The following is a 25,269-nucleotide window of genomic DNA, read 5'->3' as shown; positions in this document are numbered from 1 at the left end:
CCGTTCAACCCCAACCGGAAGTCGCGTGTCAGAACTGAACTACGTCACTCAGAGCTTTTGATAGCCCCTGCTTGGCGTTTATGCGACAAGCGGCGGGGATTGTAGCAAAATCGTTAAGCAGGGGATGCTGCAACTACTAATGAAGTCATTTGCTGGTGAGGCTTCGTTCAGGAAAGTTCACACGGGTTTGCACACGCTTGAATCCTGTGAAATCCGTGCCGACCCAGTGTAGCTGCCTTCACGCCTGCTCCTCGGTTGAATGGCAAGCGACTGGCAGGGGCGTAACCTCCAAGTGGACTCCGCCCTTGCCTTAATCTTCCACTCACGTCGTCTTTACAATGTGAAGAGCCCCAGGAAGTGATGCAGCGGCATCGCATCCAGCCGTGCCGGATTCTCCGCAGCCGCCATGATCGCCTTGACCTGATGTGCCGGCAAATGGCCACGCATGGCTGCCTCGAACTTCCGCAGCAATACCGGAATGCCTTCGGCGCGACGCTTGCGATGGCCGATCGGATAATCGATCGAGACTTTTTCCGTGCTGCTGCCGTCCTTGAAGAACACCTGCACCGAATTGCCGATATAGCGCCTGGTGGGGTCGAAGTAGTCACGCGTGAATTGCGGATTCTCGATAACCGTCATCTTGTCGCGCAGTGCATCGATGCGGGGATCGGCAGCCACTTCGTCGTTGTAGTCGCTGGCCACCAGCCGGCCGAAGATCAGCGGCACCGCCACCATGTACTGGATGCAGTGGTCGCGGTCGGCGTAATTCGCCAGAGGGCCGGTCTTGTCGATGATGCGGCAGCCGGCTTCCTGCGTCTCGATGACGATCTTCTCGACCTGGTCGAGCCTGCCCGCCACTTCTCCGTGCAGCTTCATCGCGCACTCCACCGCGGTCTGCGCGTGGAACTCGGCCGGGTAGCTGATCTTGAACAGCACGTTCTCCATCACGTAGCTGCCGAACGGACGCTCGAATTCGAACGGCTTGCCCTTGAACGCCACGTCGTAGAAGCCCCAGGTCTTCGCCGACAGTGCCGAGGGATAACCGACCACGCCGCGGTACACCGCATTGATGGCATGGGTCACTGCGCGGCGGCAGGCATCGCCGGCGGCCCAGCTCTTGCGCGGGCCGGTGTTCGGCGCGTGGCGGTAGGTGCGCAGGGCGCCGTTGTCGATCCAGCTGTGCGACACCGCGGTGGTGATCTGCTCCTTGTCGCCGCCGAGCATCGCGGTGGCCACCGCGGTGGAGGCCAGCCGCACCAGGATCACGTGATCCTGGCCGACCCGGTTGAAGCTGTTCAGCAGCGCGTAGCAGCCCTGGATCTCGTGCGCCTTGATGGCGTAGCCGAGCACGTCGCGCACGGTCAGTGGCTGGCCGCCCTCGCGTTCCGCCTTGCGGCTGAGGTAGTCGCCCACCGCCAGGATGCTGCCGAGGTTGTCCGACGGGTGGCCCCACTCGGCCGCCAGCCAGGTGTCGTTGAAGTCGAGCCAGCGGATCTGCGTGCCGATGGCGAACGCGGCCTGCACCGGGTCCAGCTCGTGGCTGGTACCCGGCACGCGCGCACCGCCCGGCAGCGTGGCGCCCGGCACCAGCGGGCCGAGGTGCTTCACGCACTCGGGGAACTTCATCGCCAGCATCGCGGTGCCCAGCGAGTCCAGCAGCATGTAGCGCGCGGTGTCGTAGGCCTCCTTCGAGTCGATCTGGTAGTCGACCACGTAATCGGCGATGTCGACCAGCGGCTGGTCGGGATCGGGGCGGACGGCGGAGCGGATGTCGTGCGCACTCATGATGGAATCTCGCGGCAGGGAAAACCGTCATTTTAGCCGACTACGGAGGCGAGGATGTTCCGTGCGTCGCTTGACCGCGACCATGCCGCACCTCGACAATCCCCGCACACCCAGAAGGGAGTAGTTCCCGTGACGGTTCGTTTGTCACGGTGTGGTGATCGTCAACACGAGCGAAGCATCGCTCCGGTCACCCGGCAGTCGTCCTGCGAACGAGACTTTTGCGGTGGCTACGGGCCGCGCGTGTCCGTGCCCACTGCATCGTCCAACGCGCATGGAAACATCCATGGATTTTGCCGCCCACGACTTCTTCTCCGGCCTGCTGGCCATCATCCTGCTCGACCTCGTGCTGGCTGGCGACAACGCCATCGTCATCGCCATGGCCGCCAGCCGCCTGCCCAAGGACTTGCAGAAGAAGGCCGTGTTCTGGGGCACGTTCGGTGCCGTCGCGGTCCGTTTCGCACTTACCGCCGTCGTCGTCTACCTGCTGAAACTGCCGGGATTGATGCTGGCCGGTGGCGTGCTGCTGCTGCCGATTGCCTGGAAGCTGCTTAACCACGGCGACGACGAGGGCCCCAACATCAAGGCCGGCAACACGTTCTGGAGCGCGCTGCGCACGATCATCGCCGCCGACGCACTGATGGGCCTGGACAACGTGCTGGCGATCGCCGGCGCCTCGAAGGGACATCTGCTGCTGGTCATCCTGGGCCTGCTGATCAGCGTGCCGCTGGTGGTCTGGGGCTCCACCCTGATCCTGAAGCTGATCGACCGTTTCCCTTTCATCATGTACATCGGCGCCGCCGCGATCGCGATCACTGCCGGGCGCATGATCGCCCATGACCAGTTGCTCAGCGGCTGGTTCGACGCGCACGCCTGGGCGAGGTACGCCCTGGACGCACTGGCCGTGATCGCCATCTGCGGCGGCGGCTGGTTGCTGCAGCGGCGACGGCTGCGGCTGAAGTCGTCCACCGGCTGAAGCCTGCACGGCGGGCACACAGGCAACCGGCTCGACGCCGGTGCAACAAAAGAAAGGAGCCTTTCGGCTCCTTTCGTTCGGCCTGGAACATACGCTCAGCGCTTGTCGATCGGCACGTAGGCCTGGTCTTCCGGGCCGGTGTAGTTCGCGCTGGGGCGGATGATCTTGCCGTCCTGGCGCTGTTCGATCACGTGGGCGCTCCAGCCGGAGGTGCGCGCGATCACGAACAGCGGCGTGAACATCGCGGTGGGCACGCCCATCATGTGGTACGCGCTGGCCGAGAACCAGTCGAGGTTCGGGAACATCTTCTTGACCTCGCCCATCACCTTCTCGATCCGCTCGGAAACGTCGAACAGGGTCGGGTTGCCGCCGTCGGTGCACAGCTTGCGCGAGACTTCCTTGATGATCTCGTTGCGCGGATCGGACACCGTGTAGACCGGGTGGCCGAAGCCGATGATGATCTCCTTGCGCTCGACGCGGGCACGGATGTCGGCTTCCGCATCGTTCGCGCTGCGGTAGCGCGCGATGATCTCCATCGCCACCTCGTTCGCGCCGCCGTGCTTCGGGCCGCGCAGCGCGCCGATCGCGCCGGTGATCGCCGAGTACAGGTCCGAACCGGTGCCGGCGATGACGCGGGCAGCGAAGGTCGAGGCGTTGAACTCGTGCTCGGCGTACAGCACCAGCGACTTGTCCAGCGCCTGCGCGTGCAGGTCGCTGGGCTTCCTGCCATGCAGCAGGTGCAGGAAGTGGGCGGCGATCGAGTCGTCGTCGGTCTCGGTTTCGATGCGCTTGCCGTTGTGGCTGAAGTGGTACCAGTACAGCAGCATGGAGCCGAAGCTCGCCATCAGGCGGTCGGCGATGTCGCGCGCACCGGTGACGTTGTGGTCGTCCTTCTCCGGCAAGACGGTGCCCAGCACCGAGCAGCCGGTACGCAGCACGTCCATCGGATGAGTGGCGGCCGGCAGCAGTTCCATCGCCGCCTTGACCGGCGCCGGCAGGCCGCGCAGACGCTTCAGCCGCGCACGGTAGTTGTTCAGTTCGGTCCAGTTCGGCAGCACGCCATGCACCAGCAGGTAGGCCACTTCCTCGAAGCAGCCCTTGGCGGCCAGATCGTGGATGTCGTAACCGCGGTAATGCAGGTCGTTGCCGCTGCGGCCGACCGTGCACAGCGCGGTGTTGCCCGCGGCCACGCCGGACAAGGCGACGGATTTCTTGGCCTTGGGAAGGACTTGCTCGCTCATCGGAAATCTCCAGGGTGCAGGTTGGTGCTTTTCGGCGGAGGCCCGCCACGGGCCTCCCTACGGCAAGGGTCAGCTTTGCTTCGAGAACAGCGTGTCGAGCTTGTCCTCGTAGGCGTGGTAGCCGAGGAAGTCGTACAGCTCCTCGCGCGTCTGCAAAGTGTCGATGATGTTCTTCTGCGTGCCTTCGCGGCGCACGGTCTCGTAGAAATTCAGCGCCGCCTTGTTCATCGCGCGGTAGGCGCCGCAGCAGTACAGCGCGATGTCCACGCCGGCGTCGCGCAATTCGTCGGTGGTGAAGAACGGGGTGGAACCGAACTCGGTGAGGTTGGCCAGGATCGGTACTTTCACCGCGGCCTTGAACTTGCGGTAGTCGTCCAGCGTCTTCATCGCCTCGGGGAAGATCATGTCGGCGCCGGCTTCGACATAGGCGCAGGCGCGCTCGATCGCCGCATCGATGCCTTCGACGGCCGCCGCATCGGTGCGCGCCATGAGCACGAAGCCGGGGTCAGTGCGCGCGTCGACCGCCGCCTTCACCCGGTCGACCATCTCGTCCTTCGACACCACTTCCTTGCCGGGGCGGTGGCCGCAACGCTTCTGCCCCACCTGGTCTTCCATGTGCACCGCCGCCACGCCGATGCGCTCGAACGAGCGGATCGTGCGCGCGATGTTGAAGGCCCCGCCCCAGCCGGTGTCGATGTCCACCAGCAGCGGCAGACCGGTGGCGTCGACGATGCGGCGCGCGTCGGTGAGCACATCTTCCATCGTGCTGATGCCCAGGTCCGGCATGCCCAGCGAATTGGCAGCCACGCCGCCGCCGGACAGGTACAGCGCCTTGTAGCCGACGCGTTTGGCCATCAGGCCGGCGTAGGCAGTGATCGCGCCCATGACCTGCAGGGGCTGCTCGGCGGCGAGTGCGGCGCGAAAACGTGCGCCCGGGGATGCTGGCTGCGTCATGTGGCCTCCGTCAAAGCGGCCATTTTAGCCCATGCCCGTCCGCAACCGGGATTGGACTTTCCGCCACACCTGCGTGCCGCCAGGGCGTCGGCGTGGCCGGGGCCGCGGGCAGCGAAAATTCCTGCGTGACGAATCCGCCATGGCCCCGTACATTCAACCGGATGAGCACATCGACTCCTCTCGCAAAACGCATCCTCTGGGGCCTCGTGATCGGCGTGGTCGCCGCCGTGGCCACGCTGGGCATCGGCCAGTGGCATCCGCCCACGCTGGCGCTGATGCAGAAGATCTCCGCCGCGGTGTTCGACCCGTTCGGACAGATCTTCCTGCGCATGTTGTTCTTCGTGGTGATCCCGCTGGTATTCACCTCGCTGGCCTCCGGCGTGGCCCAGCTCGGCCGGCTCGACCGGCTCGGCCCGCTGGCCGGCCGTACCTTCCTGTTGTTCTTCCTCAACATGGGCATCGCCGTGGCGATCGGCCTGGTGATGATGAACACGGTGCAGCCGGGCCACCACCTGGACGAACAGGCGCGCAGCCAGCTGATGCAGGAATACGGCAGCAGCGCGCAGCAGTCGATCGAGCGGAAAGCAGCCCAGCCCGGCATGAGTTTCGGCACGCTGGTGGAGATGTTCATGCCGCGCAACCTGCTCGGCGCCGTGGCCGGCCCCAGCCGCGATGCGCTGGGCGACGTGCTGCCGCTGATCCTGTTCGCGATCCTGGTCGGCGCGGCGGCCACCCAGCTGCGCGAGAAGGAGCGCAAGCGGGTGCAGATGGCGCTGGACACGATCACCGACCTGATGACGAAGATCGTCGGCTTCGCGCTGGAACTGGCCCCCTATGCGGTGCCGGCGATGATCTACAGCGTGATCGTCAAGGTCGGCGTGGACGTGTTGCTGGCGCTGTCGGTGTTCGTGGTCGGCTGCAGCGTGGCACTGGCGCTGCACCTGTTCGGCACCATGTCGTTGTGGTTGCGCTTCCTGGCCGGACGCTCGCCGCTGGCCTATTTCCGACAGATCCGGCCGCTGCTGATCACCGCATTCTCGACCAGCTCCAGCAACGCCTGCCTGCCCGCCTCGCTGGCGGTGGCGCACGACGAGTTGAAGCTCGCGCCCAGCACGGCCGGCTTTGTGCTACCGCTGGGCGCCACCATGAACATGAGCGGCACCGCCCTGTTCGAGGGCTGCGTGGTGCTGTTCGTGGCGCAGGCGTTCGGCGTCGAGCTCACCCTGAGCCACCAGGCCATCCTGATGCTGCTGTCGGTGCTCAGCGCGGTGGCCGTGGCCGGCATTCCGGGCGGCTCGCTGCCGATGATCGCCGGCCTGCTGGCCACGTTCGGCATCCCGCCCGAGGGCATCGGCATCGTCATCGGCGTCGATCGCATCCTCGACATGATGCGCACCACGGTAAACGTGGGCAGCGACATCGTCACCGCCACGGTGGTCGACCACCAGTTGCGCGACCGCCTGATCGCAGCGCCGTAAGCTTCCGCGAGTGAGGTGATTGGCTGAGCCGGAGCTTGAAGCCGTCCCATCCGGCCTCACCTCTGGATCACCATGCGATAGTCAGAAGCAATCGAACCCATGTCAACAATCAATTAGATTTATTGAATTGCAGGCCGTAACATCTCTTCATTCTTCAACCACCACGGGAAGCAAGCAACGATGTCCCTGATCAATACCGAAGTGAAACCGTTCAAGGCCCAGGCCCTCAAGGCCGGCAACTTCATCGAAGTCACCGACGCCAACCTGAAGGGCAAATGGTCGGTGGTATTCTTCTACCCGGCCGACTTCACCTTCGTCTGCCCGACCGAACTCGAGGACCTGGCCGACAACTATGCCGAGTTCCAGAAGCTGGGCGTGGAGATCTACTCGGTGTCCACCGACACCCACTTCGCCCACAAGGCCTGGCACGACACCTCCGACGCGGTGAAGAAGATCCAGTACACCATGGTCGGCGATCCGACCCATCAGATCTCGAAGAATTTCGAAGTGCTGATCGAAGATGCCGGCATCGCCGATCGCGGCACCTTCGTGATCGATCCGGCGGGCAAGATCCAGATCGTCGAGATCACTGCCGGCGGCATCGGCCGTGACGCCAAGGAACTGCTGCGCAAGGTCAAGGCCGCGCAGTACGTCGCCAGCCACCCGGGCGAAGTCTGCCCGGCCAAGTGGAAGGAAGGCGAGAAGACCCTGGCGCCGTCGCTGGACCTGGTCGGCAAGATCTGATCATCCCGATCGGATCATCCCGATCCGATCCACCCTGCGCGAAAGCGCCACGGACCCGGAGTTCTTCCGGGTCCGGATTTCCGAAACAGGCTTGAAGCGACGCCCGGGTCCGCCCGGGTGCTCGCCGCACTCACCCTGAAGAAACCCACGGAGTTGCCATGTTGGATGCCAATCTCTCTACCCAGTTGAAGGCCTATCTGGAAAAGGTCACGCAGCCGATCGAGATCGTCGCGTCCCTTGACGACAGCGCCAAGTCCACCGAACTGAACGAGCTGCTCGAGCAGATCGCCTCGCTGTCCGACCGGATCAGTCTGGTGCGTCGCGACGACGATGCGCGCAAGCCCTCGTTTGCGATCAACCGCGTCGGCAGCGACATCGGCGTGCGTTTCGCCGGCATTCCGCTGGGCCATGAATTCACCTCGCTCGTGCTCGCCCTGCTGCAGGTCGGCGGACATCCGTCCAGGACCGCTGCGGACGTCATCGAGCAGGTACGCAATCTCGACGGCGATTACAAGTTCGAGACCTATTTCTCGCTGTCCTGCCAGAACTGCCCCGACGTGGTGCAGGCGCTGAACCTGATGAGCGTGCTCAACCCGAAGATCCAGCACGTGGCCATCGACGGCGCGCTGTACCAGGATGAGGTCGAGGCGCGCCAGGTGATGTCGGTGCCCACCGTCTACCTCAACGGCGAAGTGTTCGACCAGGGCCGCATGAGCCTGGAGCAGATCCTGGCCAAGCTCGACACCGGTGCCGCGCAGCGCGAGGCCGAGAAGATCAAGGCCAAGGACGCGTTCGACGTGCTCGTGGTCGGCGGCGGCCCGGCCGGCGCAGCCGCAGCCATCTACGCCGCACGCAAGGGCATCCGCACCGGCGTGGCGGCCGAGCGTTTCGGCGGCCAGGTGCTGGACACCATGGCGATCGAGAACTTCGTCTCGGTCTCCGCCACCGACGGACCGAAGATGGGCGCGGCGCTGGAACAGCACGTCAGGGAATACGACGTCGACATCATGAACCTGCAGCGCGCCGAGAAACTGCTGCCGGCCAGCGAACCGGGCGGGTTGATCGAGATCGGATTGGCCAATGGCGCCACGCTGAAGTCGAAAACCGTGATCCTGTCCACCGGCGCGCGCTGGCGGCAGATGGGCGTGCCCGGCGAAGACGAGTACCGCAACAAGGGCGTGGCCTATTGCCCGCACTGCGACGGCCCGCTGTTCAAGGGCAAGCGTGTGGCAGTGATCGGCGGCGGCAACTCCGGCGTGGAGGCGGCAATCGACCTGGCCGGCATCGTCAGCCACGTCACCCTGATCGAGTTCGACGGCAAGCTGCGTGCGGACGAAGTGCTGCAGCGCAAGCTGCGCAGCCTGCCCAATGTCGACGTCGTCGTCAGCGCGCAGAGCACCGAAGTGCTGGGCGACGGGCAGAGGGTCACCGGTCTGGTCTACAAGGACCGCACCGACGGCGTGATGCACAGCCTTGCACTGGAAGGCATCTTCGTGCAGATCGGCCTGCTGCCGAACACCGAATGGCTGAAGGGCACGCTGGAACTCAGCCCGCGCGGCGAGATCGTGATCGACGCACGCGGCCAGACCTCGCTGCCCGGCGTGTTCGCCGCCGGCGACGCCACCACCGTGCCGTACAAGCAGATCGTGATCGCGATGGGCGCCGGTTCCACCGCCGCGCTGAGCGCGTTCGACCACCTGATCCGCAGCCCGGTGGCGGCAGTGGAAAAGAAAGCGGTAGCGGCGTGAGCGCCGCTTTATACGAGGGCACTACCCACCGCTCTTGATCCACTGCCAATCACGGCACAAAGCAAACCGGCGGGCAGTGCCCGCCTGCGTCATCAACCCTGGTCGGGTCCACGTTCCAGCGCACGACGGATATCGTCGAGCGCGCCCGGGTCGTCCAGCGTGGACAAATCCCCCGGGTCGCGCTGCTCCGCCAGCGCCTGCAGCGAGCGGCGCAGCAGCTTGCCGGATCGCGTTTTCGGCAAGGCATTCACCACATACACGCGTGACGGTTTCGCCACGCCGCCGAGCTGGTCGACCACGCGCTGCTGCATCGCCTGCGCCACTGCATGGGCGCCGTCGCCGGCATCCTGCTTCAGCGTGGCGAACACGATCGGCACCTGCCCTTTCAATTCGTCCTTCACGCCGATCACCGCCGCCTCGGCCACCGCCGGATGGCTGGCCACCGACTCCTCGATCTCGCGCGTGCCCAGGCGGTGCCCGGCCACGTTGATCACGTCGTCGGTGCGGCCGAGCACGAAGGTGTAGCCGTCCTCGTCGCGAACCGCCCAGTCCAGCGAGCTGTACAACAGCTCCTTGAAGTGGCTGAAGTAACTGTGCACGTAGCGGTCGTCGTCGCGCCACACGGTGGTCAGGCAGCCCGGCGGCAACGGCAGCTGGAACACCAGCACACCCTTGCTGCCGGCCGGCACTTCCTTGCCGGTATTCTCGTCGATCACCTTCATCCGGTAGCCCGGCGCCGGCAGGCCGGGCGAGCCGAATTTCACCGTCTTCAGCTCCAGCCCCGGCATCAGGGTGATCGCCGGCCAGCCGGTCTCGGTCTGCCAGTAGTTGTCGATCACCGGCACGCCGAGCGCGTCGGTGATCCACTGCGCGGTCGGCTCGTCCAGCGGCTCGCCGGCGAGGAACAGCCACTTCAGCTTCGACAGGTCGTACTTCTTCAGCCAGCTCTCGTCCTGCTTCTTCAGCACGCGGATTGCGGTCGGCGAGGAGAACATGGTGCGCACGTTGTAGCGCTCGCACAGCTGCCACCAGATGCCGGCATCCGGTCTCGTCGGAAGGCCCTCGTACAGCAGCGAGGTGGCGCCGCCGATCAGCGGACCGTAGACGTTGTAGGAATGCCCCACCGCCCAGCCCACGTCCGAGGTGGCGAACATCACCTGCCCCGGCGCGATGTCGAACACGGTGCGGATCGACAGCGCCATCGCCACCGCGTAGCCGCCCACGTCGCGCTGCACGCCCTTCGGCTTGCCGGTGGTGCCGGAGGTGTACAGCAGGTAGCTCGGCTCGTTCGATTCCAGCCACACCACCGGCACCTCGGCATCCTCGTAGTGCGCGTGCAGCTCGGCGTAGTCGAGGTCGCGCCCGGCCACCCGGGTCATCTGCGGGTCCAGCTTGCGATCGACGATCAGCACGTGCGGCGGCGGCGCCGAGGCCTCGTCGAGCGCCGCGTCGACCAGCGGCTTGTACGGAATCACCTTGCCCGCGCGCATGCCGGCGTCGGCGCAGACCAGCAGCTTCGGCTGCGCGTCGTCGATGCGCAGCGCCAGGTTGTGTGCGGCAAAACCACCGAACACCACCGAATGGATCGCGCCGATGCGCGCGCAGGCCAGCATCGCGAACACCGCCTCGGCGATGTTCGGCAGGTAGATCACCACGCGGTCGCCCTTGCCCACGCCCAGCGACTGCAGCACCGCGGCAAACGTGTTCACCTCGCGATACAGCTGACGGTAGGTGAACTCGCGGGTGATCCCGGTTTCGCTGGAGACCGCCACCAGCGCCAGCTGTTCCGGCCGCTCGGCCAGGTGCCGGTCGATCGCGTTGTAGCAGAGGTTGGTGGTGCCGCCGACGAACCAGCGCCGGAACGGCGGATTCGACTGGTCAAGGATCTGTCGCGGCGGCGTATCCCAGTGGATCAGCCGCGCCTGCTCGGCCCAGAACTGCTCCGGCTGGTCGATCGACTGCCGGTAGAAATCCTCGTAACGCATGGGCGGCCTCCGGAGCTTGGTTGCCGCAAGCCTAGACCAGCCCGGCGGCTGCATCATCGCGACGATGGTCGTAGTCGCCGGCGACCAGGAGCAACCCAGGCAGAAACCAGGAGGGCGGCCCATGGCCGCCCTCCTTCGTCTGCGATGAACCTGCAAGCTCGCTTATTTCGCGAACAGGTGCTCGACGCCGGCGCGCTCCTCGCGCAGTTCCTTGTCGGTGGCGTCCATGCGGGTACGCGAGAAATCGCTGACTGCCAAGCCCTGCACGATTTCATACTTGCCGTTCTTCACAGTGACCGGGTAGCCGTAGATCACGCCCGGCTTGATGCCATACGAGCCGTCGGACGGGATGCCCATCGAAACCCAGTCACCCTCGGCCGTGCCCAGTGCCCAGCTGCGCATGTGGTCGATCGCGGCCGAAGCGGCGGAGGCCGCGGACGAGGCACCGCGCGCCTTGATGATCGCCGCGCCGCGCTGCTGCACGGTGGGGATGAAGTCGCTCTCGTACCAGGCCTGGTCGACCAGGCTTAGCGCCGGCTTGCCGTCGACGGTGGTCTGCGACAGGTCCGGATACTGGGTGGAGCTGTGGTTGCCCCAGATCGTCATCTTCTTCACGTCGGTGTTGTGCTTGCCGGTCTTCTCGGCCAGCTGCGCCTTGGCACGGTTGTGGTCCAGGCGGACCATCGCGGTGAAGCACTTCGGGTCCAGGTCCGGGGCGTTCTGCTGGGCGATCAGCGCATTGGTGTTGGCCGGGTTACCCACTACCAGCACCCGCACGTCGCGCTTGGCATGCGCGTTCAGCGCCTTGCCCTGCGGACCGAAGATCGCGCCGTTCGCCTCCAGCAGGTCCTTGCGCTCCATGCCAGGGCCGCGCGGGCGGGCACCGACCAGCAGCGCGTAGTCGACATCCTTGAACGCCACGTTCGCGTCATCGGTGGCGACCACGCCGGCCAGGGTCGGGAACGCGCAATCGTTCAATTCCATCACCACACCCTGCAGCGACGGCAGCGCGGGGGTGATTTCCAGCAGGTGCAGGATCACCGGCTGGTCGGGGCCAAGCATGTCGCCGGCAGCGATGCGGAACAGCAAGGCATAGCCGATCTGGCCAGCGGCGCCGGTGACGGCAACTCGAACGGGGGCTTTCATCATCTGATCTCCGTGAAGGGCGAATCGGGAAGGTGGAATCGGAAGAGCCGCATGGGGTGATTTCCCATGCCCGACTCCCGATCCATGTTTTTCAGGTCAGTTCGGCGAAGAACTGCTGGATGCGTTGCAAGCCCGACTGCAACTGTGCGATCGGGCAGGTGTACGAAATGCGCATCGCGCGCGGTTCACCAAAGGCGGAACCGGGCACGCAGGCCACGCCCTTGGCTTCCAGCAGTGCGGCGCAGAACTCCACATCGTTGCTGATCGCGACGCCGTTGTGGCGCTTGCCGAACGCCACCGAAATATCCGGGAACGCATAGAACGCACCCTGCGGCTGCGGGCAGACCACGCCGGGAATGGCGCCGAGTGCGGCGAACACTGTGTCGCGCCGGCCGGCGAACTCCTTGCACTTGGCTTGCGGAACGTCCTGCGGGCCGCTCAGTGCCGCCACGGCTGCCGCAGTGATCACTTCCGGCAGGCTGGTGATGTGGTTGGAGTTGAGCGTGGTGATCGCCTTGGCCACCGACTCCGGCCCGGCCAGCAGGCCCACGCGCCAACCCGGCATGCCGTAGGTCTTGGAGACCGAGTCGACGAAGACCACTCGCTCGCGCAATTCGGGCCTGGCGAACACGAAGTTGTGGTAGCCGATGCCGTCGAACACCATCGCGTTGTAGATGTCGTCGGTGATCACCCAGGTGTCCGGGTGCTTCACCAGCACCTCGGCCAGCGCGGCGATTTCCGTGTCGGTGTAGACCATGCCGGTGGGGTTTGACGGGTTGTTGAACAGGAAGACCTTCGGCTTGCGCGCCAGGGCGGCGTCGAGCTGTGCCGGGGTGAGCTTGTAGTTCTGCTCCGGCCCGCAATGCATCACGTTGATCTTCGCGCCCACGATATCGGCGATGTCGCGGTAACTGGTCCAGTAGGGTGCGGCGAAGCAGATCTCGTCGCCTTCGTTCAACAGCGCCTCGGCCAGGTTGTACAGCACCTGCTTGGCACCGATGCCGATCGACAGGTTCATCCGCGTATAGCCAGTGAAACCCAGCGCCTCGATGTGCTTCAGGAACGCATCCAGCAATGCGTCGGCGCCGCGGTTGCTGCCGTACTGGCCGGAATCGTGCGACAGCGACTCGCGCGCGGCGGCGTACACGTGCTCGCCCGGCAGGAAATTCGGTACGCCGATGGAGAAGCTGATGATGTCGCGGCCGGCAGCCTTGAGCTGCTTCGCCTTCTCGGCAATCACCATGATCGCGCTGGGTTTGGCGCGACCGACGCGCTGGGCGAGCTGGGGCATGGGTTCCTCGACGTCAGTGGATGAGGTCTGCAAACCGGGGAATTTTAGCATGCGGCACTGCGCCATCCAGCGATCCGCAAAATCGTGCGGGATCAGGCGCCTATGGTGCAATTCGGGCAACTCCATGCATGATGCGGACGCCGCCGCACCATCGTGCACACGGTCGCTGGTGGAATTGGTCGAATCAACAACAACCCGGGAGGTAGATGTCCATGCTCCACCTTATATGGTCCATCATCGTCGGCTTCTTCGTCGGTCTGATCGGCAAGTTTCTCCTCGTTCACATCTTCCATGCCGACATCCACCTCGGCTTCTGGCTGACGGCCATCGTCGGCATCGTGGGTTCGGTCATCGGTGGCCTGATCGGCAGGATGATCAGCGCGCCGCCGCCCGACTCCAAGTTCCATACCGCCGGCTTCCTGATGTCGATCGTGGGCGCCGTCATCCTGCTGCTGGTCGTGCACTTCGTGATGCACTGAGCTTCATCGGCGAACGGGGCGCAAGCGTCCGCCCCGGTTGGCTGCGCAAAAAGAAAAACGGCGGGAGTCATCCCGCCGTTTTTTTCTTTGGCGAACCACTCCGGTTTCAGGCCAGCCGCTTCAGGCCTTGCTGCCGAGCAGCTTGCCGGCGAGGCCTTCAAGCATGCCGAGGTCAAAACCACCGCCCTGCTGGCCGGCAGCCGGAGCCTGGCCGTCCGGCGTCAGGTGATCGACCGCATGCGGCAGCAACTGCGACAAACCATTGAGCACCACACTGGGATCAACGCCGAGTTTGCCGGCAGCTTCCTGCACCACCGAGCTCATGCCACCGCTCTGCAGCGCCTGGCCAAGCTGCTCGCCGGACACCGGCTGGTTGGCGCCGGTGCCGATCCACGACTGCACGGCATCGCCCAGCCCATGCTGCTGCAACATGCTGGCCAGGCCCTGCACCCCGCCGGCCTGCTGCAGCAACTGGCCGGCCACGCCGACCAGTGAAGCCGTACCGCCGGCCTGTTGCCCCTGTCCTCCGAGCAAACTGTCGAGAAATGACATGGTCGTTCTCCCTCTTCAAGTGAATGGATGCATAGCCAGCCGATCATAGGCACGCGAAACCGTATTTGTCATGACGTTTGCGCACAAAAAGAAACCGCCGGCTGGAACCGGCGGCTTCCTGCACATCCGTGACAAAAACTCAGCCGCGCCGGTCGAGCACCGCATTCCACTCCGCCACGCGCTCGGCCTGCGCCGCCAGCAACGCGTCGACGTCGCCCTCGACGGTGACCTTCTCGATCGTGTCGCCCTGCCGGATCGTGTTGACCACGTCCATGTCGGCCGCGTCGACCACCTCGCCGAACACGCTGTGCTTGCCGTCCAGCCACGGCGTCGGACCGTGGGTGATGAAGAACTGGCTGCCGTTGGTGCGCGGACCGGCGTTCGCCATCGACAGCACGCCCGGCTTGTCGTGGCGCAGCGAGGCATTGAACTCGTCCTCGAACTTGTAGCCGGGACCGCCGCGACCGCTGCCCTCGGGGCAACCGCCCTGGACCATGAAGTCGGCGATCACGCGATGGAACGACAAGCCGTCGTAATAGCCGCGGCGGGCCAGGTTGACGAAGCTGGCGACCGTGACCGGCGCCTTGTCTTCATGCAGGCGCAGGTGGATCGGGCCGCGGTTGGTGGTGAAGGTGACGTTGATGGTCATCGCAAATCCTTGGGTTCGAAAGCTGCACCGCGCGACGGCACGGGCACGAGGTTGCCAAGAATAACCCAGCGCTGCCGCTGGCGCTGGCAAAACCGTCGACCCGGGCCACCACATCCGGCTACGGCAGACCCAGCGTGCTGCGTGTCAGAGCACCGTTGCCACGCGGTCTCGCTGCCGGCGTCGGCAAGTCGTCCGGCCACGCCGCCCCCTCGTACAGATGCGCCCACAATCGGTCCAGCGCCGCGTAGCCGTAAGGCAGCAGCGGCACGTGCTGCTCGCCGAAGCCGGGCAAGGCCAGGAACGCGTCGAAGTGCTGCGCGTGCGGCACCTTCCAGTAGATCGGGCGGCGTCCTTCGTCGCGCAGCCATGCCACGTACGGCTCGGAAGTGAACGCGGTGGGCAGCAGGCCGTCGCTGGCGCCGTGCAGTACCCACAGCGGAAGATCGCTGCGCGGCAACTTCGCTGCGGTAGCCGCGACCGAGGCATGCAACGCCTGCGCCTCATGGCCGTCGCCGGTCCACAGTGCGCGCAGGCATTCGCTGCCGATCAGGGTGGGATCGGCCGAGACACTCACCCCACCAAACAGGCCGATGCCGTTGCCCGGCGGGATGCCCGCGCCGTCCGCCCACCAGCTGGCCCGCGCCACCGGATCGGCCACGCCCGGCAGCCCGCCTGCCCCGATCGCTGCGTAATGAAAGCCACACGGCATATCCGTGGCACCGCGGCGCAGGTAGGCCGAGGCGTAGCCCGCGGCAATCACCCGCCACAGGTCGAAGGCGGTCGTGCTGGCCGCCGTCTGCATCGCCTCGTCGGTCCAGCCGCGTGCACGCAGGTACTGTCGCGCCTGTTCCGCCTGCGCCATCACGGTGTTGCCGCCGAGCTTGCCCTGCGCGCGCAGGCTGGCGCAGCGGATCGGCCATGCCGGCAACGTCACGCCGCGCGGCCCGCGCGCCAGCGGCACCGCGGCAAAATCCTCCGCGCTCAGTGCGCACGGCAGCCAGATCGCCGCCTCGGTGGCGTAGTCGTACAGCGCGCGGCCGCGGTCCTGCACGTGCACGTTCGGTTCCAGCGCCACCACGCCGGCGAAAAAATGTTCCTGGTCCAGTCCCGCCGCCTGCAGCACGGCGCCACCGCCGTTGGAGATGCCGGTGGCGATGATCTTCGTGTTCTGCGGCGTGAACGGCGCCTCGGCGGGGAACGCGCGATCGAGCATGGCCAGGCCGAACTGCGCCGCCTGGATCACGTGGCGGCCCCAGTCGCCTTCCGGGTTGTCGCCCGAATGCACGTGCTTGATCGCGATGCCGGCAGTGCGTGCGGCCGGCGGCGGCTGGAACTCCAGTTCGGCCTCGCCGCGTTTCGCGCGACGGCCGTCCAGCGCCACGCCGCTGTCGTCGGCGTAATCGAAGTAGCCCGCGCCGGTGCCCTTGTCGGTGTACGCCACCGCGCAACCATGCGGCAGGCCCCAGGCGCCGGCCAGCGCAATCGCACCGTAGATGCCGCGCGAACCGGATGAAGCAGTGACCACCAGGCAGCGTTTGTGCCGGTCGAAATTGTCCGGCAGCTGCAGCAGCACGCGATGCGGCGAACGGGCGCCGGGAATCCGCGCGAACGCCTGGTATTCGCGCCCCGGCACGTCGGGCACGCCGCCGTAGACACTGCCGTAACCGCCCAACGGGCCGAGATCGGCGATGCCTTTCCAACTGGTCTGGATCGCCCGGCGACGCAATTCTTCCGCCGTTGGCTGCAATGGATCGATGAATGCCGTGGGCAACCCGGCCAGCCCGGCCAGGCCCAGGCCCGCGCTCAACAGATCGTCGTGGCTGCGATGTTCGGTCACCCGCACCTGGCTGTCATCGACTTCACGCATGGCGGATTCCTTCCTCGTTCCGTGGCTGGCGCAAGCCGACAGCATGACGGATGCCAGCGCAGACAAGAACAGCAGCGGCGAAATGCGGGAATATTTCTTCATGCAGTCACCATAACAAGCCCGGCGACCGCCGCCATCGTACGAAAGTCCGTGTGACAAACTCGACGCGGCCGGCACGTCCCGCTAACTTGAACCCCATGACGAACCTGCTGATTGCCGACGACCACCCGCTGTTCCGTGCCGCACTGCGGCTGGCGGCAAGCGAGAACCTCGATGGTTGCCGCGTGCAGGAAGCCGCCGACCTGTCCGGCGTGCTGGCCGCACTGGCCGCCGAGCCGGATATCGACCTGGTCCTGCTCGATCTGCACATGCCCGGCAGCCGTGGCCTGTCCGGGCTGGCCGCCCTGCGCGGCCAGCACCCCGGCGTGGCGGTGCTGGTGGTGTCCGCCCACGACGAACCACGCATCGTGCGCCGCGTGCTCGACCATGGCGCCGCCGGCTTCATCCCCAAGAGCGCCAGCCCGGCCGAGATCGGCGCGGCGATCCGCAGCGTGCTCGACTGCGGCAACTGGCTGCCGCCCGATCTGGCCGAGGCCGTCGCGGCCCTGCCCGCCGATCCGGCCGATGCCGACCTCGCCGGCCGCCTGGCCCGTCTCACCGAGCAGCAGTCCCGCGTACTCGCCCTGCTCGCCGAGGGGCTGCTCAACAAGCAGATCGCCGACCGGCTGGGCATCCAGGAACGCACCGTGAAGGCGCATGTCACGGCGATCTTCGAGAAGCTGCGGGTGAGGAACCGCACGCAGGCCGGGATGCTGCTGAAGTCGCTGGAGCTGGGCGAGCCGGCGCGGGCACTGTAGGCAGCTCCATCGACCGCAGACCCCGTCCTTCATCAACACGCTACGAGTGCGTCACGCCGGCCGCCACCCGCTGCAGCACCTGGCGCAGCGCCAGTGGCTTCAACGGCTTGTACAGAACGCCGATTCCCGCTTCCAGCAGGCGCTGGCGCAGCTCGCCGTCACGGTCCGCCGTCAGCATCACGGTCGGCACGTCGGCGTGGCGCCGGTTCAACCGCTGCCACACCTCCAGCCCGGTCTGCCCGCCATCGAGGTGGAAATCGAGGATGTGCAGGTCCGGCCGCCACGGTGCCGCCAGTGCCTGCGCGGGGTTGCGCGCCGCGTGCACTTGCCAGCCCCAACTGGTCAGCAGGCTGCCGAGCGCGGCCAGCGCGGCAGGTTCGTTGTCCAGCACCAGCGCACGGCCGACCGGCAGCGCGCGCGGTGTGTCGGCGATCGGCGGCAACCGGATGGCCGCGCGTGCCAGCGGCAGGTCGATGCAAAACACGCTGCCGCGGCCGGGCCATGACTGCAGCCCCAGCGGATGGCCGAGCAGGTCGGCCATCCGCTGCGCGATCGACAGCCCCAGCCCCAGCCCCTGCCCGCCCGCAGCGCTGCCGCGGCGGAACTCCTGGAAGATCAGCTGCTGTTCCTCCGGCGCGATGCCCGGACCGGTGTCCCACACCTCGATGCGCAACTGCGCGCCGCGCCGGCGCACACCAAGCAGCACGCGGCCGCCCTCGGCGTAGCGCAGCGCGTTGGAGAGGAAGTTCTGCAGCACCCGGCGCAACAGTTGGGGATCGGAGCGTACCCAGGCGCGCGTGCCGACTGCGTCCAGCCGCACGCCGCGATCCACCGCGATGGCACGGAATTCGGCGGCCAGTGGATCGAGCACCTCGGCCAGCGCGAACGCGCGCGGCTGCGGATGCAAGCGGCCGCCTTCGAGCCGGGCCACGTCGAGCAGGCCCGTAAGCAGGCCTTCGGTGGCGGCCAGCGCGCCGTTGAGGTGCTGCGCGGTGGCCGCATCGCCGCCACGTTCGGTCAACGCATGGGCAAACAGCTGTGCCGCGTGCAGCGGCTGCATCAGGTCATGGGTGACCGCGGCGAGAAAGCGGCTCTTCGCCTCGTTCGCGGCCGTGGCCTCGGCCGAGGCCACGGCAAGCTCGCGGGTGCGTTCCTCCACGCGCAGTTCCAGCGTCTCGTTGACGCGCTTGAGCGAGTCCTCGGCCTGGCGGAACGCGGTGACGTCGCTGAAGGTGGCCACGAAGCCGCCGCCGGGCATCGGGTTGCCACGAATCTCGACGATGGTGCCGTCGGGGAAGCGCCGCTCGGACAGGTGCCGCGTGCCGGCATGCATGTGCGCCAGCCGGCGCTGCACGCGCGCATCCGTTTCGCCGGACCCGAGCATGCCGGCGTCGATGTTGTAGCGGGTCAGCTCGGCTACCGGTCGGCCAACCTGCAACAGCTCGGGCGGGTAGTCGAACAGTTGCGCATACGGGGTGTTCCAGGCGACCAGGCGCAGCTCGGCATCGACCACGCAGATGCCCTGGCTCATGTTCTCCAGCGCCGCCTCCAGCACGCGCTGGTTGAAACGCAGGTCCTGCGCCGCCTCGCCGACGATGGCCACCACCGTGTCCAGGTCATCGCGCCCCTGTCGATGTACCACTTCCAGCAGCAGCCGCGCCGAGGCGGCGCCGATCACTGCGGCCAGCTCGTGCTCGACCTCGGCAACCCGCGCACTGCCGGCGGGCCCCACCGCGGGTGCACTGGCGAACAGATGCCCGACCCGCTCGGGTGACAGGAAGCGCGCCGCCAGCGCACGCAGTTCCACCAGGCCGACATCGCCCACGCTGACCGCGCGCGCCGCACGGCCGAAACGCGAGCCGGCCACCGCCAGCATCACCACCATGTTGACCAGCAGGCTCACCACCACCGCGCGACCCAGCCGGTTCCAGTTGCCCAGCCCGAGCAGGCCACCCGGCGCCAGCCAGTGCAGGCCGAACGGACCGTCATGCAGCCATGCCGGCGCCGACGGCAGCAGCGCCGGCAACACCGCATACATCCATATCGCGGTGCCGGCGGCCAGCCCGGCCATCACCGCACGCGGCCCCAGTTGCGGCCGGTACACCGCCGCCAGCAGCGCCGGGGTGAGCCCGGCCAGCGCGGAAAAGGAGATCGCGCCGATGTCGGCCAGTGCCTCATTGCGCGCCAGCACGCGGCTGTACGCCCATGCCAGCAGGATCACCGCCAGGATCGCCACCCGCCGATGATTCAGCAGCTCGCCACGCAGGTCGCCGTGCTCGTCGCGGCCCCAGCCGGCACGCACGCGCAGCGGTGCGATGAAATGGTTGACCACCATCAGGCTCAGCGCCAGCGTGGCGATCACCACCATGCTGGTGGCGGCACTCAGGCCACCGAGGAAGGCGACCAGCGCGAGCCCATGCTCGCCGCGCGCCAGCGGCAGCGCCAGCACATACATGTCCGACGATACCCCGCTCGCGCCCAGCCACGCGTCGCCCAGCCGGGCCAGCGGCAGGATCGGCAGCGAGATCAGCAACAGGTACAGCGGGAACAGCCAGCGCGCAGTGCGCAGCTGGCCATCCTCGCGGCATTCCACGATGCCGGCGTAGAACTGGTGCGGCATGGTGAACATCGCCAGCGCACCGAGCAGGATCAATGCCGGGAAGCCGCCGCTGTCCGGCGGCGCCGGCACGCTCGCCGGCAGTCCCGGCGGCACCGCGGCGAACAGCAGCGACCCCAGCGCCAGCATCGCGCCCAGCTTGAACAGCGACTCGAACGCCATCGCCAGCACCAGCCCGCGGTTGTGCGCCATCGTCGACGCGCGCCGGGTGCCGAACAGCATCGCGAACAGCGCCATCAGCAACGCCACGTACAGCGCGCTGTCCTGCCATGGGTTGGATTCGGCCAGCTGGCCATGGCTGAGGATGCCGTAGCTCATCGCCACCGCCTTCAGCTGCAGCGCGATGTACGGCACGATGCCGATCACCACCACCGCGGTGACCAGCGCCGCCAGCCCCGAATGCCGCCCCAGCCGCACCGCGATCAGGTCGGCCAGCGAGCCGGCGTTGTACTCGCGCACCAGCTGCACCAGCCGGCCCAGGAATTTCAGCGCGAACAGGTACATCAGGATCGCCCCGACAAAGGTCGGCGGCAGCCACCAGCCCGAGCGGCTGGCCTGGGTCACGGTGCCGTAGAACGTCCACGAGGTGCAGTGGATCGCCAGCGACAGCGCGTACACGATCGCCCAGCGCTTCTCGAAGATGTGGGGGCGGCGTTCGCCGAGCAGCGCCACGCCGAACAGCAGGCCGAGCCAGCACAGTGCGGCGATGGCGATGACGCTGGCGCTCAGCATGGCGTTTGCGCCAGCGGGTGCAGCTTCGCTTTAGTTGCTTCGTGTGGCATCAAAGCGAAAAGCTTTCGTCCTCCTTCGGAGGGCGAGTCACTTTTCTCTGGGTGGCCAGAGAAAAGTAACCAAAAGAGAGGCCACCCCGATGGCGCGCCCTGCGGGCATCCTGCCCTCCGGGTGCGCGGGTAGGCTACGGGGGTTCGCCGACAGGGCTCCTGCCCTGACGTCGAACTGGCTCGCATCCCTGCGAGCCACCCCTGCGGGGCCTTTCCTTCGCCCACCCGCCGCGCCATAGGGGCCCCGGGTAGAGCAGCGCGCATCCTGCGCGCACTCTTCAGAAGAGCCAGAGCACAGCCACAGCGAAGCGACGTTTTGCTGTGGCTTCTGCTTTTCAGCTTCATCACCGAGTGCGGGCCACGACGGCCCGCTGCTCTACCCGGGGTCCCTTGCGCGGCGGTGAGTCGGGGTCGACAGGCCGCGCAGCGGGCGTTGCCAGGGATGGCAACGCCTTTTCGCGCGGGCACGATGCCCGCTCGAAAAGCCCGGCCCCGACTCACGGACTTGTTGGGCAGGATGCCCAACAAGCGCCAAGCGGGGTGGCCTTTCTCTTTGGTTACTTTCTCTTTGGCCACGCAAAGAGAAAGTGACTCGGGCGCCGCAGGCGCACGAAAGCTCTTGCCCCTAGAGTTTTTTGCTTTGAAGGTGGCAAGAGCATCGCGCACAGGGTGCGCTCCTACAAAGACGTCGAGACCATCGGCATGGGGTGCGATCAATGGCCGGCTGGCAGGCCCAGCGCGCGTACCGCGTTCACCACCCAGCGCAACTGCACGCCCTGGCGTGTGTCGTAGTCGGCTCCGGAATATCCCCACCAGTCCCAGCATGCTTGCGGATTCAAGGGCGCGAAACTTGCGCGGGTCTGAGGATATAGCACCGCCACGGCGTAGACGTCGGCCCAGCGGTTGAAGCCGGCGTCCTCGACGAAGGCCTTGCCCACCGCGGCGGCGTTCTGCTTGCAACCGTGGAAGGCCACCACCAGGCCGCACGGTTTGCCGGCGAGGCAGGCCGGCGGCAGGTAGACGTAGCCGGTGTCGGCCAGGAACACATCGGTGCCGCCGGGGCGCAGCGCGTCCTGGTCGAACGTGCGCAGCTCGCCTTTCGCTGCGCTCGCCGCATGGGCCGGCTTGCCGAACATCTGCGCGAAGATTTCGCCGGCGGCATCGAAGCCGCAGTGGCCGAGGTACGGCGCCACCGACTTGTCGCAGTCGTCACCCTTGCCGGCCACCGGCAGGTTGTGCGCGAACGCGCGCTGGCCATCGTCATGAACCTGCATGGCCTTGAGGCCGGGTGTGCCGTCACGCAACTGCTCATAGAAATGGGCGCCGGCTTCGGCCACCGCCGGTGCCACCAGCGCGTCGCCCTTGCCGTGCAGCAGGTAGACGCGGGCATGCGCCAGATCCTTCAACGCACCGATCTCGCCCGCCGCGGAGCGCCTGGTGGCGCTGGCCACCATGGCGGCAACGCCCGGTGCCGGCACGCCCTTCATGCAGCTGCCCAGCGCCACCTCCAGCTTGCCGCCGGCGCAACCGTACGGGCCACCGGCGACCAGGGCCGCATTCGGGAACAGTTCCGGGTAGGCCATCTGTACCTGCCCGGCCATGTACGCACCGGAAGAAAGGCCGACCACGGCGGTGCGCGCCGGGTCGATCTTCAGCGCGGGAAGCGGTGGCGCCTCGCCCGCCCGGGCGAGCGTGGTGACCAGCAGCACGGTCAGGAAGCCGAGGGTCTTGTGCATGCATGCTCTCCGTTGGCGGGCCGGCGTCCGTTCGCGGCGCAGGCGACCCCGCGTCATGAGTGGAGCCCCGATGCTACCCGGACGGATCGATGCCGGCACCTGGGTAAAAAAGCCCCGCGGAAGCATGCCAGCGCCTCCGCGGGGCGGGGAGAAACGACGCCGTCAGAACTGATACTTCGCGCTCAACGTGACCATCCGCGGCGCGCCATAGAAGCCCGTGTAGATGCCCAGTGCACCGACGTTGTAGCCGGTGGTGCGGTAGGACTTGTTGGCCAGGTTGGTGCCCTGCAGGCTGATCGACCAGGGCTGGTTGACCTGCCAGATGACGCCGGCATTCCACAGGCCGTACGCGGGCTGCGCGATCAGCGGCGACAGCGTGGTTTCCGGATACACCATGGACTGATAGGTGTAGTTCACCCGCGCCGAGATGCTGCCACCGTCAGCCAGTGGCGTGGTGTTCTCCAGCGACAGCCCGCCGGACCACTTCGGCGCATTGGTGAACTTCTGCTGGTCGGCGACGTTGACGCCGCGAGTCATGTACTCGGTGTATTTGGTATGCAGCCAGGCGACGTTGCCGCTCAGCGTCCAGTTCTCGGCCGGCTTCCAGGCAAACTCTTCCTCCAGTCCGTCGATGTGGCCCTTGCCGGCGTTGGTGAAGTCGCCGAAGAAGCCCTGGCTGCCGTTGGGCAGCGTGTAGGAACTGAACACCGACAGCTGGATGTTCGAGTAGACGTTGTGGAAGGCTGCCGTGTTCATCATCAGCGCGCCGTCGAGGAAGGTCATCTTGCTGCCCAGCTCGAACGACTGCACTTTCTCGTCGTCGATCGGACGGCACGAACTGGGCACCGCCACGCAGTTGGCGCGGATGTTGTAGCCACCCGAGTGGAAGCCCTCCGAGTAGCTGGCGTAGAGCTTGACCTGGTCGCTCACGCTCCAGTCCAGCGAGACCTTGGGCGAGATGTTGCTGGAGGCGTGCGAGCCGCTGAAGTTGGCCAGCGTGCTGACCGGCCTGGTGAAGGTCGCGTCCGAGTAACCGAAGTTCTGGATCAGTGCGGTCTTGGTTTCGTGGGTATAGCGCAGGCCCACGTCCAGACTCCACGCGGGGCTGATGTCCCAGGTGAAGTCGCCATAGCCGGCGTAACTCTTGGTGCCCATGCGCCCGCCGGTGCCGCCGTACTGCGACAGGCCCAGCGTGGAATACGGCGGCGAGCCGAGGAAGATGTTGTGGATGTGCCCGTCGGCATGGCCATCGAAGTAGTAGGCGCCGAACACGCCATGCACGGTGCCGCCGGCGTCGTAGTTGGCCTGGAATTCCTGGCTGAACTGGTGGTCGGTGTAGACCGCGTTCACGTCCGCGATCTTCTCCGGCAGCGTGTCGAAGTCGATGTTGGTATCGGTCGAGGAGCCGCGCACCGCGGTGACCGACTTCAACGACCAGTTCGTGCTGGCGATCCAGTTCATGGTCAGCGCGCTGCCGTAGAGCTTGGTGTGATTGAGCTGGGCGAAGCCGCTGCGGGTGTCGAAGTCACTGGAGAGCGGCTGGTAGCCCGGGTCGAGCTTGTTCACCGTCAACATCTTGGCGCCGCGCGGGTTGGAGTTGTCGCGCACCCCATCCACCGACAACTGCATGTTGAACTGGCTGGACGGGAAGAAACCGACCGTGGCGCGCGCCGAGTTGCTGTTCTTGTTGCCGTTGCGGCTGCCGCTGAGGATGTCCTTGCCGAAGCCGTCGTTGTGGCTGCTGGCATAGGCGATGCGGCCACGCCACACCTGGTCCACGCTGGCGCCGCCGAGGCTGGCCTTGACGTCCTTTTCGCCGTGGGTGCCGACGGTTGCCTGCACCGAGCCCTCGGTCTTCACCGGCAGCGGGCTGGAAACGTACTTGATCGCGCCGCCAATGGTGTTCTTGCCGTACAGCGTGCCTTGCGGACCACGCAGCACCTCGATGCGGCTGACGTCGAACACGTCCAGCACCGCGCCCTGCGGACGGGCCAGGTAGACGTCGTCCAGGTAGATGCCCACGCCCGGGTCGAAGCCCCAGGTCGGGTCGGCCTGGCCGACGCCGCGGATGTAGGCGGTGAGCGTGGTGTTGGAGCCGCGCGCGGCATAGATCTGCAGCGAGGGCACCTTGCCCTGCAGGTCGGAAAGGTTCTGCACGTTCTGTGTTTCCAGCGCCTGCGCGGTGAACGCGCTGACCGCGATCGGCACGTCCTGCAGGGTTTCCTCGCGCTTGCGTGCGGTCACCGTGATCTGGTCGAGCTGCTTGACGCCGGGCTTCGTCGGTTGGCTGCCGGCATCGGCGGCCTGCTGCGCATACAACGGCGACGCCGACAGCAGCCCGGTGGCCAGGCCGATCGCCAGACTCAGATACGTGCGCTTCATGGT

Annotated in this window: 18 protein-coding genes; 6 read left to right on the top strand and 12 right to left on the bottom strand. The window is 66.6% G+C overall.

Annotated elements, in window-relative coordinates:
• Positions 1-333: 333 nt before the first annotated feature.
• On the bottom strand, positions 334-1,785 hold the full coding sequence (locus QQA13_RS07305) for a bifunctional 2-methylcitrate dehydratase/aconitate hydratase (RefSeq protein WP_108472340.1): 1,452 nt from the start codon (positions 1,783-1,785) through the stop codon (positions 334-336).
• A 283-nt stretch (positions 1,786-2,068) separates the two neighbouring features.
• Here QQA13_RS07305 and QQA13_RS07300 point away from each other — a divergent pair, with 283 nt between their 5' ends.
• A complete protein-coding gene (locus QQA13_RS07300) occupies positions 2,069-2,758 on the top strand; it encodes a TerC family protein (protein ID WP_108472341.1) in 690 nt (229 codons plus the stop codon).
• A gap of 95 nt (positions 2,759-2,853) precedes the next feature.
• On the opposite strand, the gene prpC is transcribed toward QQA13_RS07300, so the two are convergent.
• Together prpC and prpB are read right to left on the bottom strand one after the other, a co-directional pair.
• Entirely contained in the window at positions 2,854-3,999 is a 1,146-nt protein-coding gene (gene prpC / locus QQA13_RS07295; RefSeq protein WP_108472342.1) for a bifunctional 2-methylcitrate synthase/citrate synthase, read from the bottom strand.
• A gap of 69 nt (positions 4,000-4,068) precedes the next feature.
• Complete coding sequence (gene prpB, locus QQA13_RS07290) at positions 4,069-4,953, bottom strand: methylisocitrate lyase (protein ID WP_108472343.1); 885 nt, start codon at positions 4,951-4,953, stop codon at positions 4,069-4,071.
• Positions 4,954-5,114: 161 nt separating this feature from the next.
• Between prpB and QQA13_RS07285 the strand changes: the two genes are divergently transcribed.
• The 3 genes from QQA13_RS07285 (at position 5,115) to ahpF (ending at position 8,923) form a co-directional block, all read left to right on the top strand.
• Complete coding sequence (locus QQA13_RS07285) at positions 5,115-6,431, top strand: dicarboxylate/amino acid:cation symporter (RefSeq protein WP_108472344.1); 1,317 nt, start codon at positions 5,115-5,117, stop codon at positions 6,429-6,431.
• A gap of 180 nt (positions 6,432-6,611) precedes the next feature.
• Complete coding sequence (gene ahpC / locus QQA13_RS07280; protein WP_108472345.1) at positions 6,612-7,175, top strand: alkyl hydroperoxide reductase subunit C; 564 nt, start codon at positions 6,612-6,614, stop codon at positions 7,173-7,175.
• Positions 7,176-7,333: 158 nt separating this feature from the next.
• Positions 7,334-8,923, top strand: a complete 1,590-nt coding sequence (gene ahpF / locus QQA13_RS07275; protein WP_108472346.1) for an alkyl hydroperoxide reductase subunit F — start codon at positions 7,334-7,336, stop codon at positions 8,921-8,923.
• Positions 8,924-9,015: 92 nt separating this feature from the next.
• On the opposite strand, the gene prpE is transcribed toward ahpF, so the two are convergent.
• The 3 genes from prpE to QQA13_RS07260 form a co-directional block, all read right to left on the bottom strand.
• Positions 9,016-10,908 (bottom strand): propionate--CoA ligase, encoded by a 1,893-nt coding sequence (prpE, locus tag QQA13_RS07270; protein ID WP_108472347.1) that lies wholly within the window; start codon positions 10,906-10,908, stop codon positions 9,016-9,018.
• 162 nt (positions 10,909-11,070) lie between these two features.
• A complete protein-coding gene (locus tag QQA13_RS07265; RefSeq protein WP_108472359.1) occupies positions 11,071-12,054 on the bottom strand; it encodes a malate dehydrogenase in 984 nt (327 codons plus the stop codon).
• A 91-nt stretch (positions 12,055-12,145) separates the two neighbouring features.
• A complete protein-coding gene (locus QQA13_RS07260) occupies positions 12,146-13,345 on the bottom strand; it encodes a pyridoxal phosphate-dependent aminotransferase (RefSeq protein ID WP_108472348.1) in 1,200 nt (399 codons plus the stop codon).
• 212 nt (positions 13,346-13,557) lie between these two features.
• Here QQA13_RS07260 and QQA13_RS07255 point away from each other — a divergent pair, with 212 nt between their 5' ends.
• Positions 13,558-13,824 (top strand): GlsB/YeaQ/YmgE family stress response membrane protein, encoded by a 267-nt coding sequence (locus QQA13_RS07255; RefSeq protein WP_108472360.1) that lies wholly within the window; start codon positions 13,558-13,560, stop codon positions 13,822-13,824.
• A gap of 120 nt (positions 13,825-13,944) precedes the next feature.
• On the opposite strand, the gene QQA13_RS07250 is transcribed toward QQA13_RS07255, so the two are convergent.
• The 3 genes from QQA13_RS07250 to QQA13_RS07240 form a co-directional block, all read right to left on the bottom strand.
• The gene (locus QQA13_RS07250; protein ID WP_108472349.1) at positions 13,945-14,376 is read right to left on the bottom strand and encodes a YidB family protein; all 432 of its coding nucleotides are present in this window, start codon (positions 14,374-14,376) and stop codon (positions 13,945-13,947) included.
• A gap of 139 nt (positions 14,377-14,515) precedes the next feature.
• On the bottom strand, positions 14,516-15,025 hold the full coding sequence (locus tag QQA13_RS07245) for a peptidylprolyl isomerase (RefSeq protein WP_108472350.1): 510 nt from the start codon (positions 15,023-15,025) through the stop codon (positions 14,516-14,518).
• A gap of 118 nt (positions 15,026-15,143) precedes the next feature.
• A complete protein-coding gene (locus QQA13_RS07240; RefSeq protein WP_234411366.1) occupies positions 15,144-16,892 on the bottom strand; it encodes a D-(-)-3-hydroxybutyrate oligomer hydrolase in 1,749 nt (582 codons plus the stop codon).
• A gap of 197 nt (positions 16,893-17,089) precedes the next feature.
• Here QQA13_RS07240 and QQA13_RS07235 point away from each other — a divergent pair, with 197 nt between their 5' ends.
• Complete coding sequence (locus tag QQA13_RS07235) at positions 17,090-17,749, top strand: response regulator transcription factor (protein WP_108472351.1); 660 nt, start codon at positions 17,090-17,092, stop codon at positions 17,747-17,749.
• A 40-nt stretch (positions 17,750-17,789) separates the two neighbouring features.
• On the opposite strand, the gene QQA13_RS07230 is transcribed toward QQA13_RS07235, so the two are convergent.
• The 3 genes from QQA13_RS07230 to QQA13_RS07220 form a co-directional block, all read right to left on the bottom strand.
• Positions 17,790-21,098, bottom strand: coding sequence for a PAS-domain containing protein (locus QQA13_RS07230; RefSeq protein WP_108472352.1), 3,309 nt, complete (start codon positions 21,096-21,098; stop codon positions 17,790-17,792).
• Between the two features lie 763 nt (positions 21,099-21,861).
• Positions 21,862-22,884, bottom strand: coding sequence for an extracellular catalytic domain type 2 short-chain-length polyhydroxyalkanoate depolymerase (locus QQA13_RS07225; protein WP_108471290.1), 1,023 nt, complete (start codon positions 22,882-22,884; stop codon positions 21,862-21,864).
• Between the two features lie 162 nt (positions 22,885-23,046).
• Positions 23,047-25,266, bottom strand: a complete 2,220-nt coding sequence (locus tag QQA13_RS07220; protein WP_108471291.1) for a TonB-dependent receptor — start codon at positions 25,264-25,266, stop codon at positions 23,047-23,049.
• Positions 25,267-25,269 lie beyond the last annotated feature (3 nt).

Origin of the sequence: Rhodanobacter thiooxydans, assembly GCF_030291135.1 — a bacterium.
In the GTDB taxonomy this organism is placed as follows: Bacteria; Pseudomonadota; Gammaproteobacteria; order Xanthomonadales; family Rhodanobacteraceae; genus Rhodanobacter; species Rhodanobacter thiooxydans_A.
Note: the sequence above shows the minus strand (reverse complement) of the source record. Positions and strands in the feature narration are given on the sequence as shown.

Coding starts and splice junctions, on each gene's coding strand:
- prpB (WP_108472343.1), bottom strand. CDS start 4,953: ATGACGCAGCCAGCATCCCCGGGCGCACGTTTTCGCGCCGCACTCGCC.
- QQA13_RS07245 (WP_108472350.1), bottom strand. CDS start 15,025: ATGACCATCAACGTCACCTTCACCACCAACCGCGGCCCGATCCACCTG.
- prpC (WP_108472342.1), bottom strand. CDS start 3,999: ATGAGCGAGCAAGTCCTTCCCAAGGCCAAGAAATCCGTCGCCTTGTCC.
- QQA13_RS07305 (WP_108472340.1), bottom strand. CDS start 1,785: ATGAGTGCGCACGACATCCGCTCCGCCGTCCGCCCCGATCCCGACCAG.
- QQA13_RS07250 (WP_108472349.1), bottom strand. CDS start 14,376: ATGTCATTTCTCGACAGTTTGCTCGGAGGACAGGGGCAACAGGCCGGC.
- QQA13_RS07300 (WP_108472341.1), top strand. CDS start 2,069: ATGGATTTTGCCGCCCACGACTTCTTCTCCGGCCTGCTGGCCATCATC.
- ahpF (WP_108472346.1), top strand. CDS start 7,334: ATGTTGGATGCCAATCTCTCTACCCAGTTGAAGGCCTATCTGGAAAAG.
- QQA13_RS07230 (WP_108472352.1), bottom strand. CDS start 21,098: ATGCTGAGCGCCAGCGTCATCGCCATCGCCGCACTGTGCTGGCTCGGC.
- QQA13_RS07265 (WP_108472359.1), bottom strand. CDS start 12,054: ATGAAAGCCCCCGTTCGAGTTGCCGTCACCGGCGCCGCTGGCCAGATC.
- QQA13_RS07220 (WP_108471291.1), bottom strand. CDS start 25,266: ATGAAGCGCACGTATCTGAGTCTGGCGATCGGCCTGGCCACCGGGCTG.
- QQA13_RS07225 (WP_108471290.1), bottom strand. CDS start 22,884: ATGCACAAGACCCTCGGCTTCCTGACCGTGCTGCTGGTCACCACGCTC.
- QQA13_RS07235 (WP_108472351.1), top strand. CDS start 17,090: ATGACGAACCTGCTGATTGCCGACGACCACCCGCTGTTCCGTGCCGCA.
- QQA13_RS07260 (WP_108472348.1), bottom strand. CDS start 13,345: ATGCCCCAGCTCGCCCAGCGCGTCGGTCGCGCCAAACCCAGCGCGATC.
- ahpC (WP_108472345.1), top strand. CDS start 6,612: ATGTCCCTGATCAATACCGAAGTGAAACCGTTCAAGGCCCAGGCCCTC.
- QQA13_RS07285 (WP_108472344.1), top strand. CDS start 5,115: ATGAGCACATCGACTCCTCTCGCAAAACGCATCCTCTGGGGCCTCGTG.
- prpE (WP_108472347.1), bottom strand. CDS start 10,908: ATGCGTTACGAGGATTTCTACCGGCAGTCGATCGACCAGCCGGAGCAG.
- QQA13_RS07255 (WP_108472360.1), top strand. CDS start 13,558: ATGCTCCACCTTATATGGTCCATCATCGTCGGCTTCTTCGTCGGTCTG.
- QQA13_RS07240 (WP_234411366.1), bottom strand. CDS start 16,892: ATGCGTGAAGTCGATGACAGCCAGGTGCGGGTGACCGAACATCGCAGC.